The organism is Protofrankia coriariae, assembly GCF_001017755.1.
Classification (GTDB): Bacteria; Actinomycetota; Actinomycetes; order Frankiales; family Frankiaceae; genus Protofrankia; species Protofrankia coriariae.
On sequence record NZ_JWIO01000017.1, the window covers coordinates 16,846 to 34,816 of the forward strand.

Consider the following 17,971-nt stretch of genomic DNA (forward strand, 5'->3'; position numbering starts at 1 on the left):
GCCGATCTGGCAGGAATCCCGGATCCGACAGGGACCCCGGACGCGCAAGAAGCGTGATCGCGCCGCCTTTGGCCCTTCTGTATGACCGTTACCGTTCCCCGGTGCCGCTCAAGGCTTCACGGAAGCCCCGAGGTCTGCGCCTCCCCGAGACACACCGGTTCCCGCATCCGCTCCTCCTGGGGAGACAGCGGCTCCCGAGCCCGCTCCTGCCGGGGACACACTGGCTCCCGAATCCGCTCCTCCCTGCGGTACTGAAACGCCGAGGTTCGCTCCTTCCTTCGACACGGAAGCGCCCACGGAGCCGCCGGCGACCCCGACCTGGCCGTCGACGCCGTTGACACCCCCGCCCACGGTTGCGGTGGCTGAGACACCGCCGACCGTCTGGCCTACGACTTCCGCGGCTGATGCGGCTGCTGCGGGGACCTTGAGTATCTCGCCGCAATAGGCTGTGACCTTGCCCTTGCCACCCGCCGCGGCGATCAACAGGGAGAAGGCCGGCTCGTCGAGGGCCTTGCCCGACCTGTCCGGGTGCTCCGCCGCGGTGGCCGTGTAGGTGTGGCACAGCGCGGGCAGCGACGCCGGGGCAATGGCGCCCGCGGCCGGAACATGAGCCGACGGATCGGCCGCCTGAGCCGAGGCGGAGGTTGTGATGCCGGCGGCGGCTTCATGCTCACCGGGCGAGGACAGAGCACCAGTGCTGGCGGCGACAGCGACACCACCAACAGTTGTAGCAGCGACTGCCGCAACTGCGATCTTCACCGTGAGGAGCTTCGCGAGGGCAATTTTGATCATTGGTTCTCTCCGGAGCTGGTTGACAGGAACAAGACGCGCCTCCCGGAAGGCGGCAACAGCCGCTTCCTCCCCGGCGAACTCGTCGGCACGGGCCGGAGCGGCCACGGCGGCGAGCAGGTCGGCGAGGGGGCCCGAACCTGCCGTCGGATCGACCGGGACGCCGCGAAGCATCCGCTCTGCGTCTTCCCGGTCGATCCGACGGGGTCGGTAGGTGCTCATCTCACGTCCTTCAGCGTCCAAGCTCTCACTGGTGTCACACCCAACTGGCAGTCACTGTCTTCAGCACATCGTGTCATCTTGACCGTCTTCACCCGCCGTGTTTCCGTCCGCTCCGAGCTGTTCGGCCAGACGGCGCAACCCGCGATATGCCGCGGTGCGGACAGCGCCCGCACGCTTGCCCAGCACGCGTCCGGCGGTCTGAGCATCCAACCCGATGACCACCCGCAGGAGCACGGCTTCGGCCTGATCGCGTGGCAGGCCGGCGATCAGCCGTATCGCCGTATCGGTCGACAGCGTTTCCAGCGCCCGTCCGGCGGTGTCGTCGGGAGAGGGCAGATCGGTCATCTGCTCGACCGGCACGTCGTGCTGGGGACGGCGTCGCTGACGGCGTATGTGGTCCAGAGCGCGGTGACGGGCGATCGTCGCCGCCCAACCGCGGAACCCGTTGGAATCCCCGCGAAACGACGGCAGATCCCGGGCGATCTGCAACCACGCCTCGGACGCCACGTCCTCGGCGTCGTCGCCGACAAGCACCCGCAGGTAGCGCAGTAACCCCGGCTGTACCGCTCGGTAGATCACCTTGAAGGCATCCTCGTCACCACGCTGCGCCTTGGCCACGTCGAGGGAGATGTCCGCCAGGCCCACCCGTAGCGCCTGCGCCTGTACCTCGTGACCGTCGTGCGGTGCCGCCGCCGTGTCGGCGCACGATCGTCGCCGCGGGATGCCGACACCGACGGTGCTGGCATCCGCACCGCTCATCTCCGTGCTGCGATCCACCGGCCAGATGATGCGGTACGCCCGGCAACCTGCCGACGCAGGGGCCCCGACCTTACAATCTGTTAAAAACATGCTACTGAGAAGATATGGGTAGATTTTTACTCATAGATGTCTATAACTAGTCCCGTGTTGTGATCTGAAATTTTTCGCGGACGCCGGATCCCGGTCCATGCCTCGGTGGTGTCGGCTTGGCTTCCAAGGATCTGAAGCACGCGAATGGTCGAAAGTAAAGTTGGCCCGATTCCGTTCGTACCTGGACTCCCTGAGGAAATAGTCTCAGGGAGGAGTACGGATGTCGAGATCACAGCCGTCGTACACCGCCGAGTTCCGCCAACAGATGGTGGAACTTGTCCGGGCCGGGCGAATACCCGAGGAGCTGGCGAAGGAATATGGCCCGCCGGGACAGCCAATCCGTAACTGGGTCCGGAAGCCTCCCGCAGGGAAAGCGCCGCGCAGACGAGCCAAGCGCCACGGAACGCGAGGAGCTGAACCGTCTCCAGAAGGAGAAGGCAGCTCCGCGAGGAACTCGAGATCCCTTGCAAGGCCGCGGTTTTCTTCGTGACGGAGACCGGTCAGACATGACGTTCGCTCTGATCGACGCGGAGAAAACCGCCATGGTGTCTCCCTTCCCCGCGTGCTCGGTGTACCACGCGAGGGCTGCTACGCCTGGCGCCGCCGCGGCGGACAGCCCATCCGCACCGCCGACGACCAGACACTGACCACGAAGATCACCGTGGTGAACACCGCCCGATCCGACACCGGTGTGGTCCCCCGCCCCGGAGACGCGGCCCGAACGCGGGGAGCAGGGGCTCCGGTAGATGTCAAGTCAAATGAGACAGTTGGTCGTTACTCGGTTGGCTTGGGACTGGCTGGTTGATCCACACGGTCTCGGGTAGACGGGGTGGCCGTGGCCGGCGCGCGAACCGCTCGGGGTGCGCTGCGCGGGCACGGTCGAGGGTGGCCTGCCGGTGGGCCTGGAGCTGCTTGGCGGTACCGAAGTGCACCGAGGCGGGCGTGTGGAACCCGATCCCGGAATGGCGGTGGTCGTGATTGTAGGCGGTGAAGAACCCCTCGCAGAAGACCCGGGCATCCGCCAGCGACCCGAACCTTTCCGGAAAATCGAACGTGTACTTGAGTGTCTTGAACTGCGCCTCCGAGTAGGGATTGTCATTCGAGGTCCGCGGTCGGGAATGAGACCGGTGGACGCCCAGGTCGACGAGAAGTTCGGACACAGGTTTGGAGACCATCGCCCCGCCGCGGTCCGCGTGGACTGCTCGGGGTGGGATTCCGTTCCGGTGGATGGCGTCGGCGAGGAAGTCCTTCGCGACCACCGCGTCCTCCGCCGCGGCGACGAGCCAGCCGGTCACATACCGGGAGTAGATGTCGAGAATGACGTACAGTTTGTACCAGACGCCTTTGGCGGGTCCTTTCAACGCGGTGATATCCCAGCTCCAGACCTGGCCGGGTCCGGTCGCGGACAACTCGGGGCGGACCCGCGGCGGATGCGACGCCACCGCACGGCGTTCTCGGGTCTGCCCGGCCGCCCGGGCAACCCGGTACATCGTCGCCAGCGAACACCAGTACCGGCCGGCGTCCAGCTCGCGGGCCCAGACCTGCGGGATCGCCAGGTCCTGGTAGGCCGGGCTGTTCAGCACCGCCAGCACCTGGGCGCGCTCGGTTGCGGTCAGCGCCGCCGGCGGGGGTTTCCGCGCCGGCCACGGCCCATGGCGACGCCCGCCCGGGGCAGCGTGACGGTAATGCGTCGCCCGCGACCGGCCGGTGAAGGTACACGCCCGGCTCACGGGAACACCCACGGCCCGTAGCTCGTCGAAAGCGTCGTTCAATACCTGGTCTACGGCCGTTCGGTGTCCGCGCTCTCGGAGATCTGTTCCAAGAGCGCGCGCGCTTTTCCCATGATGTCCAGTGCGGTCTCCGTGGTCACGAGACGTGCCTTTAGCCGCTCGTTCTCCCGCCGCAGCTTCTCCACCTCGATCTGCTCCGCCGATTTCCCCGGCTTCTTCTCCGCAGGACCGCGGGCCGCAACGCCCGATCCCCCGAGAGCACCCGCATCACGGGCACGGGTCCACTCCACCACATGCGACGAGAACAATCCCTCCCGGCGCAGGATCGCACCTTTCTCCCCGTGCGGGGCGTTCTCGTACTCGGCGACGATCCGCAGCTTGTACGCCGTGCTGAACACCCGCCGCGACGGACGCGGCGCCGGGTCACGCGGTGAGGACCGGCCAGGACGCTCCTGGGACTCTGACTCCACGAACACGAGGATCTCCGATCACGCCCTCTGTAGCCAACCCGCACCCAGCGGATGTCTCACCCGAGACTGACACAGAGGGGGATTCCGACGAAATGCACATAGCCAACGTCCGGCCGCGCAGGCGAAAGGAAAGCGACGAGGAAGCCGGCCAGGCCGCGATGATCCTCGCCGACACGGCTCGACGTATAAAAGTGATCGAGGAACAGCTGTGGCAGTCCGGCGCTGACAGGCCGCCCCCACCAGTCGTCGACAACAGACACGATGTCGTCATAGTCCTCTGGCCGCGCCGCACGAACCTCGACGGTGGTCATGCGCATGATGATGCCAGCCGTACCAATGCCACCCTCGGGAGGGTGAACCGCTCCTGGCTACCTGTCGAGAATGTGGGTGAAGTGGTGCGCGGCGATGGCCATACCTGCGTTCATGTACAACCGGTGGGCGTCCGTCCGCGTCGGTCCGACGCCGGAGTCCAACTGCACCTGGTCGCATCCGAGACGTCGGGCCTCCGCGAACAGCCACTCGAGGAGACGTCGGCCGTATCCCCGACGGCGGGCATCCTCGAGCGTCGAGAGATCGTCCACATACAGGTAGCGCCCGAAGTTGGCGCGGTGGGGTTAGCGCGGCCGCGGCGGGTACGTGGGGTCGAACGGCTCGTTCCACGTAGATCCTTCGTCATGTTCGTAGCCGCGCCGACAGGTTCGGGGTACGAGTCCCCTCGTCTCCATCGCCACCAACCAGAGCCTTCGCTGTCCTCCTCCCCGTCGATCAGGGGTGAAGCGGGGTGCCGACGTGACCGGTTGACGCGGCCCAAGAAGGCTCGCACAGCTATGAAGGGCCGGAGCGAGGGGGAGGGAGGTGGCCATGGTGGCAGGCGAACAGGACCACCGCAAGGCCATGGTGGATCTATCGGAGGGGTTCGGCGAGCGGCTGCTGGGTGTGCTGCTGGACCGTGCTCACGAGATGCCGCCGCAGCTGATCGCTCCACTGGTCGCGGAGGAGGTGGGCAGGATCGGTGGCCGGGACGTCTCGATCCTTCTGCAGGACTATGAGCAGCTGATGCTGACGCCGCTGCCGGGCCGGAGCCTCACGGTCGGGGAGCCCGAGCCGATCGACGACTCCCCGGCCGGTACGGCATTCCTCCGCGCGATGATCGTCGAACAGCCGCAAGCTGACGGCATACGAATGTTCCTGCCGCTGCTGGACGGTAGCGACCAGGTGGGGGTGCTGGCCCTCACCCTCGACACCGTCGACGATGACGACCGGCGGTTGCTGCGGCGGCTCGCCGGCCTCGTCGCCGACATGCTGGTCACCAAGAGCAGTTACACCGACCAGTTCTTCCAGGCCCGGCGCCGCGAACCGATGAGCGTGGCCGCGGAAATCCAATGGTCACTGCTGCCCCCGTTGACCATGATTACCCCGCAGGTCGCGGTAGCCGGCATCCTCGAACCCGCCTACGACATCGCAGGCGACAGCTTCGACTACGCCCTCAACGACGACATCCTGCACGTGGCCGTCATCGACTCGATGGGTCACAGCCTGGACGCCGCCGTGCTGGCGACGGTCGCGATCGGCGCCTACCGGCACGCCAGACGTGCCGATATCGGGCTTGCCGAGCTGTACATGTTCATGGACGCGGCCATCGACAAGCAGTTCGGGCCCGACCACTTCGTCACAGCGCAGATGATGCGTCTGGATATCGGAACGGGCCACCTGCAGTGGGTCAACGCAGGCCACCCGGCAGCACTGCTAATCCGCGATCATCAGGTTATCCGGGCACTGGAGAGTCCGGGAACCCTGCCGGTCGGCTTCGGTGGTGACATACCGCAGATCAGTGAGCAGACGCTCTGGCGCGGCGACCGCGTACTGTTCTTCACCGATGGTCTCATCGAGGAGCATGAAACCGGCGGAGAGCAGTTCGGCGAGGAACGCCTGATCAGCTCTGTTGAGAGTATCCGGGGCAAAAGTGTGCGGGAGATGGTGCGGGGTCTGTCCCATGCGTTGATGCGGGAACGGCGCGGGATCACGACCGACGACGCGACTCTCTTCCTGGTCGAGTGGCGTGGGGGCACCGCCGACCATCTCGCCAGCGTAGATGTGTAACCAGGAAGAGGCAGGTAGGGGACGCCCGGTCGTCTCGGTTTCCGCTCGTTCGCGCGTGTCCGCTGCCGTCCGCGGGGATGGGGGAACGCGTCCGACGCGCGAAGCGAACGGCGACGGAGCGTGGCAGACGCACCACCGCGGCACGGAAAGGCAGACGGTCGGAGCCGATTCTCCACGTCAGTGGATCCGCAAGCCATGCCATTCGCGTGCCAGTGGCAACGGTCAGCATCTGGAGGGACCGGTGGCCCGCGGAGGGGGCACTGGACCGTCCCGCCCTGGTCAGCGCCGCAAGCCGCACAGGTTTCCCAAGCTCGGGGTATGCGCCAGCCTCGTACTGCGCGTACAGCCAAGCCCACGGACTCTGGCCTCCGTCTTTCACCGGTGTGGTGATATGCCGGGCTGACCCTGGCCGAACGTGATCGAGGTGCACCTGACCAGCAAGAATGTGATTTGTCTAGGATCACGTCTCGTTGAGGCTGGTGCACCTCTTCCGCGCAGGTTACGCCATGCGCCGCGTGGGCTGATCGGCTCGAGTTCGTCGGCGACGACGACCGGTGGTGTGCCGGTCGCCGTGGCGGACACGAGGCATTGGCCCTTCCAGCGCTTCCCGGCTGTCTCCCGCTCCGCATCCTGCGCCTTACGGCGCTCGGCGAACGCATTGACGATCAATCCCGGCAGCGAGAGCGTACGCTCCGACATGTCGGCCTTGAGCCCGACAGCTATCCTCCTGCCAAGATTCTCCGGAACGTCACCATTGATCGCCCTGGGCCGTTGTAATCAGCCACAGGGCTGTTGGCCGTGAAACCGAGACGTTTATGAAATTTGATGGAAGCTTCGCTGCCTGGCGCGGTGACTGCTCTGACCTCCCGACAACCGTTTACCCGGGCGCGCTGAAAGAAGTCTTCGCAGAAAAGACGCGCCAGACCCGCGCCGCGACGATCCGGTCGGACGCCGACGAAATGCACGTAGCCAACCCCTGGCTGCGCAGGCGAGAGGAAAGCGACGAGGAAGCCGGCCAAGCCGCGACTGTCCTCGCCGACCCGGCTTGACGAATGAAAGTGATCGAGGAACAGCCGGGGCAGTCCAGTACTGACAGGACGCCCCCACCAGTCGTCGACAACAGATACGATGTCGTCATAATCTTCTGGTTGCGCCACACGAACCTCGACAGTGGTCATGAGTATGATGATGCCAGTAGCGCTAATGCCACCCTCCTCGTTTTCTTCCATGCGTTCGCGCATGCGGAGCGAAACCTTGCGAAGCACCCCCGCGCGGCGACGGCCTCGGGGATGCTGGGGCGTCCGAGAACGTCTGTGAGCAGGCGCTCCTTGCTGACGGAGAAGAAGCTCAGGGTGGGCCCGGTGCTGATGACTGGCCGCACGGTTGTGCTGTGATGCTCCTGGAGGAGGAGCCGGGCGGGTCGCCCGGGGCGCTGAGATCGACGTCCGGTTCCGGCAGGTCGGCGCTGTCGGCCCCCAGCACCTCCGCAATCATGATCCACACTGCCGCGATCGACATGCGGGCGACGCCTGGCGGCCCGGCGGATGCGGCAGAGCTGTTTCCGCTGTTCGGCAGCGGCCGACGCCGGATGGGGCAGGACGGGCCATCCGGCCGTGTCGGACACCGCTGGAGCGCCGGTCAGGTAACCATACGTATCCCCCCGAACGATGGCACGCTTCGATGGACGCCGGCCACCGGAGAAGATCGGCACGATTTTGTCGTTGTGTACGGTACGCTTTTGCGGCCAAAAAGCGTACACAACGACAAAGTCGCCTGGATCATGGCCTGTGCGGGTGGTCGTGGATGGGATCCGCGCCACTTGACCGACGCTCTAGGATCACGCCTTGTACGCGGAGTATCGGGGGGTTGGATGGTGCGCGGTCGACGTCACCGCCAGTGTGGGGCGGCTCCCACGTCATGATTGTCGACAGGGCCCGGGTGGCCGCGGCGCTGCCCGGCTACGACCTGGGCGGGCCCCTCGGCCAGGGCGCGTTCGGGCTGGTGCTGGCCGGCCGGCACCGCGGGCTGGACCGTCCCGTGGCCATCAAGATCCTGGCGGCGGGACGCGACGGGACAGAAGCGGGGTTTGCCCCCGAGGCACGGCTGCTCGCCGCGCTGAGCCATCCGCATGTGGTGCAGGTCTATGACTACGTCGCGACCGACGATCTACATCTGATCGTCATGGAACTCCTCGACGGAGGGAGCCTGACCCGCCGCCGGGCCGGTATGCCACCCGAGGACGCCTGCGCCGTCGGCCTGGCCGTGGCCGCGGCCCTGGCCTACGCCCACGGCCGCAATGTCCTGCATCGTGACATCAAAGCCGACAACATCCTGTTCGACGCCACCGGCCTGCTCAAAGTCGTCGACTTCGGCATCGCGAAAATCGTCGAAGGGTCTGATACCACCGCCAGCAAGATCATCGGAACGCCGAAATGCATGGCTCCCGAGCAGATCGCCGAAGGCCGGCTGAGCCCGGCCACCGACCTCTACGCGCTCGGGGTGCTCCTCTACGAACTGCTCTCGGGGGCGCCGCCGTTCGACCCGCAACTACCACTCCCCGTGCTCTGGCAGCACCATCTGCACACCATCCCCGCCCGACCCTCCGGAGTACCCACTCTCATCGCCGACGTGGTCCTCCACGCCCTGGCCAAGAACCCGGCCGACCGTCCACCCTCCACACGCGCCTTCGCTCTCGACCTGGCCCACGCCGCTGCCGGCGCCTTCGGCCCGGGCTGGATCACCCGTACCGGCATCGGGCTCCGTCTCGACGACGACATCCGCACCGCCGGCGACCAGCCCTCTACCGCCCCGAGGGCACCGGCACCGCCCGGGAGCCGGACGGACACGTCACCGGGCAGGCCGGGCAGGCCGGGCAGGCCGGACGTGCCCGTCCCGGTGCCCATCGACCGCGATCTCTATCCGACTGCCATCCGTGACGTGGGGCGTTCCTGGCCACCCACACCGGCTCCGGACGGGCCCGCCCCGTCCGAGCACGACGCCCCGGCCTCTTCGTCCCGGCGCCGGTCGCGCCGGATACGTACCACCGCGCTTGTCGTGTCCGCCGCGGCAGTCGCGGTGCTGCTCGCCATCGCCGTCACCGCCTTCCGCGGCAAGGACTCCCCTGCCTTCAGCGTCAGGGCCTCCCCCGTCCCCCAGCCGCTGGGCTCTCCCCTGACCAGCCACACGAGCTGGGTGGAGTCGATGGCCTTCGCCCCGGACGGGCATACCCTCGCCAGCGCCAACGGCGATGGGACCATACGCCTGTGGGACGTCTCCGACCGGAGCGCCCCTCGCCCCCTGGGCGCCCCCTTGACCGGCCACACCGACAGAGTGCGGTCGGTGGCCTTCAGCCCGGACGGGCTCACCCTCGCCAGCGCCAGCCACGACCACACCGTACGGCTGTGGGACGTCTCCGACCGGACCGCGCCCCGCCCCCTGGGCGTCCCCCTGACCGGCCACACCAACACGGTGGTCTCGGTCGCGTTCGCTCCGGACGGGCGCACCCTCGCCAGCGCCGGCGACGACCACACGGTACGGCTGTGGGACGTCTCCGACCGGAGCGCCCCTCACCCCTTGGGCACTCCCCTGACCGGCCACACCGACTGGGTGGGTTCGGTGACGTTCGCTCCGGATGGACGCACCCTCGCCAGCGCCAGTGGCGACGGGACCATACGCCTGTGGGACGTCTCCAACCGGAGCACACCCCACCTCCTGGGCGTTCCCCTGACCGGCCACACCAGTTGGGTGGTGTCGGTGGCCTTCACCCGGGACGGGCGCACCCTCGCCAGCGCCGGCGACGACCACACGGTACGGCTGTGGGACGTCTCCGACCGGAGCGCCCCTCACCCCTTGGGCACTCCCCTGACCGGCCACACCGACTGGGTGGGTTCGGTGACGTTCGCTCCGGATGGACGCACCCTCGCCAGCGCCAGTGGCGACGGGACCATACGCCTGTGGGACGTCTCCAACCGGAGCACACCCCACCTCCTGGGCGTTCCCCTGACCGGCCACACCAGTTGGGTGGTGTCGGTGGCCTTCACCCGGGACGGGCGCACCCTCGCCAGCGCCAGCGACGATCACACCATACGGCTGTGGGACGTCTCCGACCGGACCGCACCCCGCCCCCTGGGCGTCCCCCTGACCGGCCATACCGGCTGGGTGTGGTCGGTGGCGTTCACCCCGGACGGGCGCACCCTCGCCAGCGCCGGCGGCGACCGGACCGTGCGGCTGTGGGACGTCTCCGACCGGACCGCGCCCCGCCCCCTGGGCGCTCCCCTGACCGGCCACACCAACGGGGTACGGTCGGTGGCCTTCACCGCGGACGGACGCACCCTCGCCAGCTCCAGCGACGAGGCGATACGGCTGTGGGACATGGGCTGACCAGCCCCGCGAACGTCCCTGGGAGCCCGCGGTCACGCCCTGGCGACACCTGAGGCCCCGCCAACGACAACAGGCGTTGGGATTTTCCCAATCGATCAGGTAATCTGACCGCATGAACGGCATCGGGGACCGGGTGTTGGAGCACATCCGGCGGGTCCGCCACACCACCCCGCAGCGGGACATCGCCGAGGAGATCGGGATGACGCCTGACGCTTTCTCACGCGCTGTGAACGGCAAGCGGGCTTTCTCTTCGATCGAGCTGGCGCGCCTGGCCGACCTCCTGGACGCGGACATCCACTGGCTGATCACCGGGCAGCCCGACCCGAACCGGCTCGTTGTCGCGGCCCGGCACCGTTACGACCACGAAACCGGCCACCGGGATGTGCCCGGACGCGACGCCGACGACCGGATGCTACGTGACATCGCGTTGGCCTACCGGCAGGCCGGCCTGCGGCGGCGGCACGCGCCAGCGCTCCCGGGCACTCCGGAGGGGGCCAGAGCCGCGCTGGGCGAGGATTTCGTGCGGCCGTTCGCGGAACGACTGGAAAGCCGTCTCGGCATCAACGTCGTCCGGGTCTCGGACCTGTCCACCGCGTACTCGTTCACCCTTGGCGGGCATCGGGTGATCGCGGTTCCGGCGGCGGGCAACTGGTTCCGGGAGAACTGGTCGATGGCCCACGAGCTGGGCCACCTCGCCCAGGGCCACCACGACCAGGAGCTCTCCAGGACGGAGTGGGACCAGCGCGAGGCGGCCGCGAACGCTTTCGCCGCCGACCTTCTGCTCCCCCGCGACTCACTGGCCGCGGTCGACTGGAACCGTCTCGATGCCGCCGGACTGGCGGATCTCGTCTGGCGGTGGGGTGTGTCCACCGATGCCCTCGCCCGCCGGCTGAGCGTGCTGAACGGCTATCTGCCCCCGGTGGTACGAGAGTGGGCCGAACAACCGACCCAGCGCCTGTTGCGCCGTCACTGGGTAGCCGACTCGGGCATCGATGAGATCACCCTGCGCATGGACGCGGCCGCCCGGCGCCGCTTCCCCCTCACCCTCCAGGAGGCGCACCTCGCAGGGATCGAGTCCGGTGCCCTCGGCAAGAGCACGCTTGCCTGGATGCTCGGCATCGACCCGGACGCACTCGACGTCGACGTGCCATCAGTACCCGAAACGGACGTTGACGACCTCGTCAGGGCACTGGGCCTGTAGACCGTGGCAGTTCTCCTGTTCCCCGACAACACAGTTCTGATCAACTTCGCGATTCTCAACCGCATGGACCTGCTGGAGCGGCTGGCGAACGGCAACGGCCGCTGGTGCGCCACCGTCGCGGCGGAATGCGATGCCTCGGCCCGACAGCCCGGTCTCGCCACGCTGGCCGAGGCCACGAACATCTTCGGGCCGCCCTGGTTCCCTGATACCACCGAGCTCCAGAACACCCAGCTCCTGCGCGACGAGCTCGCAAGCCCGGCGATCGCCCCCACCGCCACCTTGGTGAGGCCGAGACACTCGCCATCATGATCCACCGCCAGGCTCACGGCTTCTTCGTGACCGACGACAACGACGCCGCCCGGCTCGCCGCTCGCAACAACATCCACGTCGTCAGGACCTGGCATTTATTGAAGATCGCCGCGAAGGCGGACTGGATCGACGCCGACACTCTGTGGGGCTACCTTCAGACACTGCGCGCCCGACGACGAGGCGGCCCGTCCGGCGTCACAGACAGGCCCTCTTTCGACAAATGGCTGGCATCCTGACACCGACCACAAAGCCGAGGAGCACGACTTACGTTCCGGCTGTTCTGTGTGTTGGCGAGCTGTACAGGGCGGCGAGCGCCTTTGCGGCTTGGGTCATTGTTTCCCGTAGCTCCGGAGGGTCGAGCACTTCCAGGTCGGGGCCGAGGCGATTCCATGGGTTTCGCCGGTTCATCCGTTGTGGTGACGCCCGCGACCAGTATCCACAGGGGCCATCCGCGGAGGTGTTGGTTGTCCACAGGTACGGACCGGCGGACGCGGCTGGTGGCCGGACGCCCATAGAGTGGCCGGGTGACCTCCCCTCTGGTCGACAGCGATGCCCCGCTGGCCGACAGCGTGAGCGACGCCGCGCGGGTGCTGCGTCGCGTCTTCGGGTACGAGTCGTTCCGGGACGGCCAGCAGGAGATCATCGAGCATGTCGTCGGTGGTGGCGACGCGCTCGTGCTGATGCCGACCGGCGGCGGCAAGTCGCTGTGCTACCAGATCCCCGCCCTGGTGCGGCCGGGCACCGGCGTCGTGGTGTCACCGCTGATCGCGCTGATGCAGGACCAGGTCGACGCGTTGCGGGCGCTCGGCGTACGGGCGGGGTTCCTCAACTCCACCCAGGAGTTCGACGAGCGCCGCGAGGTGGAGTCCGCCTTCCTCGCCGGTGAGCTCGACCTGCTCTACCTGGCACCGGAGCGGCTGCGCGTCGACGCGACGGTCACGCTGCTCGACCGGGGCAAGATCGCGCTGTTCGCGATCGACGAGGCGCACTGCGTCGCGCAGTGGGGGCACGACTTCCGGCCCGACTACCTTCTGCTGTCCGAGTTACGCGAGCGCTGGCCGGACGTGCCGACGGTGGCGCTGACCGCCACCGCGACCCCGGCGACACACGCCGAGATCACCTCCCGGCTCGGCCTGGATGACGCCCGCCACTTCGTGGCCGACTTCGACCGCCCGAACATCCAGTACCGCATCGTGTCGAAGAAGGAGCCGAAGGCGCAGTTGCTGGCGCTGCTGCGCGCCGAGCACACCAGGGACGCGGGCATCGTCTACTGCCTGTCACGATCATCCGTCGAGAAGATCGCCGAATTCCTGGTGGCGAACGGCATCTCGGCGCTGCCCTATCACGCCGGGCTCGACGCGCGCACCAGAGCCGAGCACCAGGCGCGCTTCCTGCGGGAGGACGGCATCGTCATGGTCGCGACCATCGCCTTCGGCATGGGTATCGACAAACCGGACGTACGCTTCGTCGCCCATCTCGACCTGCCCAAATCCGTCGAGGGGTACTACCAGGAGACCGGACGCGCCGGGCGGGACGGGCTGCCCTCGACCGCGTGGCTGGCCTACGGCCTCCAGGACGTCGTCCAGTTGCGCAAGCTCATCGACGCGTCCGCGGGTGACCTCACGCACCGTCGGCGGCTGAGTACCCACCTCGACGCCATGCTCGCGCTGTGCGAGACGGTCGAGTGCCGCCGCACCGGGCTGCTCGCCTACTTCGGACAGCAGCGCATTGCCCCGTGCGGCAACTGTGACACCTGCCTGACGCCCCCGCGGACCTGGGACGGCACGATCGCCGCCCAGAAGCTGCTGTCGGCCGTGCTCCGGTTACAGCGGGAGCGTCGCCAGAAGTTCGGCGCGGGCCACCTCGTCGACATCCTGCTCGGCAGGAAGACCGCCAAGGTGATCCAGCACGACCACGACACCCTGAAGGTCTTCGGCGTCGGCACCGAGCTCGGCGAGCCCGAGTGGCGCGGCGTGGTACGGCAGTTGCTGGTCCAGGGGCTGCTGGCGGTCGAGGGCGAGCACGGCACCCTCGTGCTCACCGACACGAGCGCCGACGTGCTGCGCGGGCAGCGCACGGTCCTGATGCGGCGCGAACCGGAGCCCGCCGCCAAGTCCGCATCCACGGGCGCAGCCGCGTCCAAGGGCGCGAAGCCCCGCCGCGTCGCCGTGGCCGAGCTGTCGGAAGACGCGATGCCAGTGTTCGAGCGGCTCCGCACCTGGCGCGCGGCCGCCGCGAAGGAACAGGGCGTCCCGGCATACGTGATCTTCCATGACGCCACCCTGCGCGAGATCGCGTCACGCCCGCCGGCCACGTTGGCCGAACTGTCCACCATCAGCGGCGTCGGCGAGCACAAGCTCGCCAAGTACGGACAACAGATCCTCGACACCCTCGCCGGGTGAACAGCCCCTGTTCACCCGGTCCCACCTGGGACAGCCGTCGGTATGACCGCTGTTGCCGCTCATGCCATGGCGGCCAGGGATTATGGTCGGCGCGATCAGTAGTGATAGCGGACCTGGACGATGACCAGATCGTCGCCGCGCACCTGGTACACCAGCCGGTGCTCCTCGGTGATGCGCCGCGACCAGTATCCCGACAGGTTCTGGGCCAGTGGTTCCGGCTTACCGATCCCGACGGCCGGGTCCCGGGCCGACTCCTCGATCAGACGGTTGATCCGGCGGAGCATCTTGCGATCGTCTGCCCACGACGCATAGTCAGCCCAAGCCCGTGCGGTGAACACGATCCTCATCAGGTCAGTAGATCGTGTTCCTCGGCCGCACCGGCGTCGGCCTCGGCGATACTGGCCGCGAGGTGCGCCGCATTGGCGGGCGACCGCTGTAGATAGGCGGTCTCCTGCATGGAGCGGAACTGGGCTTCGGAGACCAGGTAGGCCGAGCCATGCTTGGACAAGATCTCGACTGGCTCCTGGTCGGCATTGACCTGCTCGATCAGCGGGAACAGACGCTTGCGGGCCTCACTGGCGGTGACAGCCATAGCAACCTCCAAAGTAGTACAAGATATTGTACCGCTCCAGCCGACATCCCGCCCCGCCGACCATGCCAGCCGTGCTGACGATCGTCCCAATGGATGCCAACGACCGCTGGCGCGTACGTAGCGCTACCACCTGGGACTCGGGGAGCCGTCCGCACACCCGGTGAACACCGGCATGGAACCCGGGGTGACCGGGATGTCGGATGGCTTTCCGCCATGGGATCCGATTGTCGAATCTCCGGTCCGGGCCACGTGGCCGCGGATTTCCACTGGGTGTCCCAGCTGTGTCCTAACGATTATCAACCCCATCCTCGACCGTCTTTTCCTGTAACGGGAAGACCCGGCCATGACATCCGAAAATCATGATCGTGCGTTCCTCGCGTCTCCGCATCCACCGGGAGCACGTCCACATCGCGGATCAGGAGAGAGAGGGGGAGACAAACCGTGGATACGCTCGATAAGGTGCCTGGGTGGCGAATCTGCGGATCTCGGATGAAGCCGGCCGACCGGTGGCGCTGACGGCACCGACCGGCAGCGGACAGGCGCCGGCGGGCTACTCCGCTTCAGGACGCAGACCCTCGGCGGGACGTCGGCGGCTCACCGTCGCGCTCCGGGCGGGCGGGGAGCGCACGGCATCGGCCCACGGGTTTCCGTGAGCATGACCGCGGACGCGGCGGTAACAGGCAGGTCTACCCGCAACTACCGACCAACATCATAATCTGTGCCAGGCACGACGGCGTGCCAGCTCAGATGAGGATCCGGACCGGTCCGCACCGGATCGCATCCTCGGCGTGCCGTGCGCCCACGGCCGGCCCCGGCCCCGGCCCTGACCCCGGCTCCGGCTCCGGCTCCGGCTCGGTCACCGCGATTTCGGCGAAATCCGCCGACGTGGTGACGGAATTTTCTCAGCAACGTCGCTGAACCATTGTCCGGCCGGCATCGCGACTCCGGCGGATATCTCGACGACAGTGAGGGGGACGCGTGAGAACACGTTCGAAGCTCTGGGCGCTGTGCGCACTGCTGTGCGCGCTCCTGGTGGGCTGTGGCTCGGACACGGACAACACCGGTCCGACGACTCCGTCCGGCACGGCGACGACGACACCGTCTGTGACCGGGACAGTGACGGTGTTCGCCGCCGCGTCGTTGACCGAGTCGTTCACCGAGCTCGGCAAGCAGTTCGAGGCGGCGCATCCCGGGGTGACCGTGAAGTTCAACTTCGCCGCGAGCTCGGCCCTGGCCACCCAGATCAACCAGGGGGCGCCGGCGGACGTCTTCGCCTCGGCCAGCACCACGAACATGACCACGGTCGTCGACGCCGGCAACGCCGCCGGCCCGAAGACGTTCGCCCAGAACAAGATGGCGATCGTTACTCCGCCCGACAATCCCGCGAACATCGCCTCCGTGGCCGACCTGGCGAGGCCCGGTGTGAAGGTCGCGCTCTGCCAGGTCCAGGTCCCGTGCGGCGCGGTCGCGGCGAAGGTCTTCTCGAACGCGGCTGTCACGGTCACGCCGAAGACCTACGGCGCCGACGTGAAGGGTGTGCTGACCACCGTCGAGCTCGGTGAGGTCGACGCTGGCGTGGTGTATGTCACCGACGCCCAGGCCGCCGCGGCAAAGGTGAAGAGCATCGAGATCCCCAAGGAGCAGAACGCCTCCACCACCTACCCGATCGCGGTCCTGGCCAAGGCGCCGAACGCGGGCGGCGGGCGGGCGTTCACGGAGTTCGTCCTGTCGTCGACCGGCCAGGAGGTACTTGCCAAGGCCGGCTTCGCCTCCCCCTCCTCATAAGGCTCCCTCCTCCGTAGCTGGCATCCGCCTTCCTGCGCGAGCCCATTTCGGGGGTGTACTCCGGTTCCCCGTGAGCCGGAGTACACCCCCGAAAACGTCACCGGGACCTCTGCGCCGCATATCCGACGCGCCAGTGCACGGTCCATCGGACGCCGGTGGCCCCTGGTCACGTCCAGCTCCGCCGACGTGACCAGGGGCCACCGAAAGATGACCGACCCGACCGGGTTGCTCCAGCTGACAGGATCTGTCAGCTACCGACCTTGACGAGCTTTATGGAGACGATGCCGAAGACGTAGCGGCCGCCGTGCAGATCGCCCGGGGATGTCACCCGCGGGCCCTCATCGTCCAGCGGAGCAGCGTCCTCACTGACAGCCACCAGCACCTGCCGGCCGCCGAAGTTCGGGTCGATCTCCCCCCATGACCACACCGATTCGTAACCGTCGCTGGCCCTGCCCAGGCCGACCGGGTCGCGGACTTCACACTCGCCGCCAGCAGCCGTTACCAGCACCTCGTGGTCCAATCGCTTGAGGCCGGCGAAAGCCTCGAGTCCGCGCTCCGGGACGACCGCTGCCCGCCGGAGGCGGACATTCTCGTGATCTGCCCGGACCTTTTCCTCGTCTCGCCCAGCCCGGAGGCGGTGGGCGAGACACGCCGGATCGCGGTGCTGCCGTGTGGGTCGACCCCGGTCACGGACGAACAGGTCGCCTATTTCCTCTCTGTCGTCGAGCGGACCGACCCGGTCGCGCTGGAGGCACGCGCCATCCGGTTGTTCGAGGCCCTCGAGGACTCCGAGACCGTCACCCTCACCGACAGTGATCGTCAGGCGTCGGCGACCTTCGGGGTGTGGGGTGACTACGAGTGGAACCAGCAGGCAGGCGTCCTGGAAGCGGGCGAACAGCAGATCGCGCCCTCCGGTGAGGCCAGTGCCGTCCCGACGGATCTCTTCCGCTTCGACAGCTCGCGCCGGCTCGACCTGAACGGTTCGATCGCGGTCTACGGCGCGCCCATCGTGCACCGTGGCGACCAGCCCGAGATGCTGGCGGAGCANGGAGCAGGCCCGCCTGTTCGACGACCTGGACGTGCTGCGCGAGCATGCGATGATCTTCGAGGTGACCGACGGAATGGTCACCGGCTGCCGCCCC

General features: G+C 67.7%; 18 protein-coding genes. 7 read left to right on the forward strand and 11 right to left on the reverse strand.

Annotation, left to right across the window (positions count from 1 at the left end):
* Nucleotides 1-108: 108 nt before the first annotated feature.
* The 6 genes from FrCorBMG51_RS12225 to FrCorBMG51_RS12255 all read right to left on the reverse strand — a co-directional run bounded on the left by FrCorBMG51_RS12225 (nucleotide 109) and on the right by FrCorBMG51_RS12255 (nucleotide 4,647).
* Nucleotides 109-1,011: a hypothetical protein gene (locus tag FrCorBMG51_RS12225; protein ID WP_047223205.1), complete on the reverse strand. Its 903-nt coding sequence runs from the start codon at nucleotides 1,009-1,011 to the stop codon at nucleotides 109-111.
* Nucleotides 1,012-1,071: 60 nt separating this feature from the next.
* Nucleotides 1,072-1,656 (reverse strand): RNA polymerase sigma factor, encoded by a 585-nt coding sequence (locus tag FrCorBMG51_RS12230; RefSeq protein WP_047223285.1) that lies wholly within the window; start codon nucleotides 1,654-1,656, stop codon nucleotides 1,072-1,074.
* A 953-nt stretch (nucleotides 1,657-2,609) separates the two neighbouring features.
* Nucleotides 2,610-3,602, reverse strand: a complete 993-nt coding sequence (locus FrCorBMG51_RS12240) for a DDE-type integrase/transposase/recombinase (RefSeq protein ID WP_420848606.1) — start codon at nucleotides 3,600-3,602, stop codon at nucleotides 2,610-2,612.
* Between the two features lie 38 nt (nucleotides 3,603-3,640).
* A complete protein-coding gene (locus FrCorBMG51_RS33780; protein WP_047223207.1) occupies nucleotides 3,641-4,066 on the reverse strand; it encodes a hypothetical protein in 426 nt (141 codons plus the stop codon).
* A gap of 50 nt (nucleotides 4,067-4,116) precedes the next feature.
* Nucleotides 4,117-4,371 carry a hypothetical protein gene (locus FrCorBMG51_RS12250; protein WP_052914611.1) on the reverse strand — a complete coding sequence of 85 codons (255 nt, stop codon included), beginning with the start codon at nucleotides 4,369-4,371 and terminating at the stop codon, nucleotides 4,117-4,119.
* Between the two features lie 57 nt (nucleotides 4,372-4,428).
* Complete coding sequence (locus tag FrCorBMG51_RS12255; RefSeq protein WP_086055417.1) at nucleotides 4,429-4,647, reverse strand: GNAT family N-acetyltransferase; 219 nt, start codon at nucleotides 4,645-4,647, stop codon at nucleotides 4,429-4,431.
* A gap of 274 nt (nucleotides 4,648-4,921) precedes the next feature.
* Between FrCorBMG51_RS12255 and FrCorBMG51_RS12260 the strand changes: the two genes are divergently transcribed.
* Complete coding sequence (locus tag FrCorBMG51_RS12260) at nucleotides 4,922-6,160, forward strand: PP2C family protein-serine/threonine phosphatase (protein ID WP_047223208.1); 1,239 nt, start codon at nucleotides 4,922-4,924, stop codon at nucleotides 6,158-6,160.
* Between the two features lie 719 nt (nucleotides 6,161-6,879).
* Here the strand turns inward: FrCorBMG51_RS12260 and FrCorBMG51_RS26780 are convergent.
* Nucleotides 6,880-7,401 carry a GNAT family N-acetyltransferase gene (locus tag FrCorBMG51_RS26780; RefSeq protein WP_235433525.1) on the reverse strand — a complete coding sequence of 174 codons (522 nt, stop codon included), beginning with the start codon at nucleotides 7,399-7,401 and terminating at the stop codon, nucleotides 6,880-6,882.
* Between the two features lie 106 nt (nucleotides 7,402-7,507).
* On the reverse strand, nucleotides 7,508-7,678 hold the full coding sequence (locus FrCorBMG51_RS28215) for a hypothetical protein (RefSeq protein WP_157180485.1): 171 nt from the start codon (nucleotides 7,676-7,678) through the stop codon (nucleotides 7,508-7,510).
* A 399-nt stretch (nucleotides 7,679-8,077) separates the two neighbouring features.
* Here FrCorBMG51_RS28215 and FrCorBMG51_RS12270 point away from each other — a divergent pair, with 399 nt between their 5' ends.
* From FrCorBMG51_RS12270 to recQ, 5 genes are all read left to right on the forward strand, one after another.
* The gene (locus FrCorBMG51_RS12270) at nucleotides 8,078-10,540 is read left to right on the forward strand and encodes a WD40 repeat domain-containing serine/threonine protein kinase (RefSeq protein ID WP_157180486.1); all 2,463 of its coding nucleotides are present in this window, start codon (nucleotides 8,078-8,080) and stop codon (nucleotides 10,538-10,540) included.
* Between the two features lie 112 nt (nucleotides 10,541-10,652).
* Nucleotides 10,653-11,741, forward strand: a complete 1,089-nt coding sequence (locus tag FrCorBMG51_RS12275) for a helix-turn-helix domain-containing protein (protein ID WP_047223210.1) — start codon at nucleotides 10,653-10,655, stop codon at nucleotides 11,739-11,741.
* A gap of 3 nt (nucleotides 11,742-11,744) precedes the next feature.
* Nucleotides 11,745-12,050: a hypothetical protein gene (locus FrCorBMG51_RS31150; RefSeq protein WP_052914612.1), complete on the forward strand. Its 306-nt coding sequence runs from the start codon at nucleotides 11,745-11,747 to the stop codon at nucleotides 12,048-12,050.
* Nucleotides 12,047-12,286: a hypothetical protein gene (locus FrCorBMG51_RS31155; protein ID WP_052914613.1), complete on the forward strand. Its 240-nt coding sequence runs from the start codon at nucleotides 12,047-12,049 to the stop codon at nucleotides 12,284-12,286. Before FrCorBMG51_RS31150 ends, FrCorBMG51_RS31155 begins: the two co-directional genes overlap by 4 nt.
* Nucleotides 12,287-12,574: 288 nt before the next feature.
* A complete protein-coding gene (gene recQ, locus FrCorBMG51_RS12285) occupies nucleotides 12,575-14,452 on the forward strand; it encodes a DNA helicase RecQ (RefSeq protein WP_371391007.1) in 1,878 nt (625 codons plus the stop codon).
* A gap of 95 nt (nucleotides 14,453-14,547) precedes the next feature.
* On the opposite strand, the gene FrCorBMG51_RS12290 is transcribed toward recQ, so the two are convergent.
* Nucleotides 14,548-14,799, reverse strand: a complete 252-nt coding sequence (locus FrCorBMG51_RS12290; protein WP_047223211.1) for a Txe/YoeB family addiction module toxin — start codon at nucleotides 14,797-14,799, stop codon at nucleotides 14,548-14,550.
* Nucleotides 14,799-15,044: a type II toxin-antitoxin system Phd/YefM family antitoxin gene (locus tag FrCorBMG51_RS12295; RefSeq protein WP_047223212.1), complete on the reverse strand. Its 246-nt coding sequence runs from the start codon at nucleotides 15,042-15,044 to the stop codon at nucleotides 14,799-14,801. The genes FrCorBMG51_RS12290 and FrCorBMG51_RS12295 overlap by 1 nt, the downstream gene beginning before the upstream one ends.
* A 978-nt stretch (nucleotides 15,045-16,022) precedes the next feature.
* Between FrCorBMG51_RS12295 and modA the strand changes: the two genes are divergently transcribed.
* Nucleotides 16,023-16,829 (forward strand): molybdate ABC transporter substrate-binding protein, encoded by an 807-nt coding sequence (gene modA / locus FrCorBMG51_RS12300; RefSeq protein ID WP_047223213.1) that lies wholly within the window; start codon nucleotides 16,023-16,025, stop codon nucleotides 16,827-16,829.
* 247 nt (nucleotides 16,830-17,076) lie between these two features.
* Here the strand turns inward: modA and FrCorBMG51_RS12305 are convergent, their stop codons facing one another.
* Nucleotides 17,077-17,337: a hypothetical protein gene (locus FrCorBMG51_RS12305; protein WP_052914614.1), complete on the reverse strand. Its 261-nt coding sequence runs from the start codon at nucleotides 17,335-17,337 to the stop codon at nucleotides 17,077-17,079.
* Nucleotides 17,338-17,971: the final 634 nt, after the last annotated feature.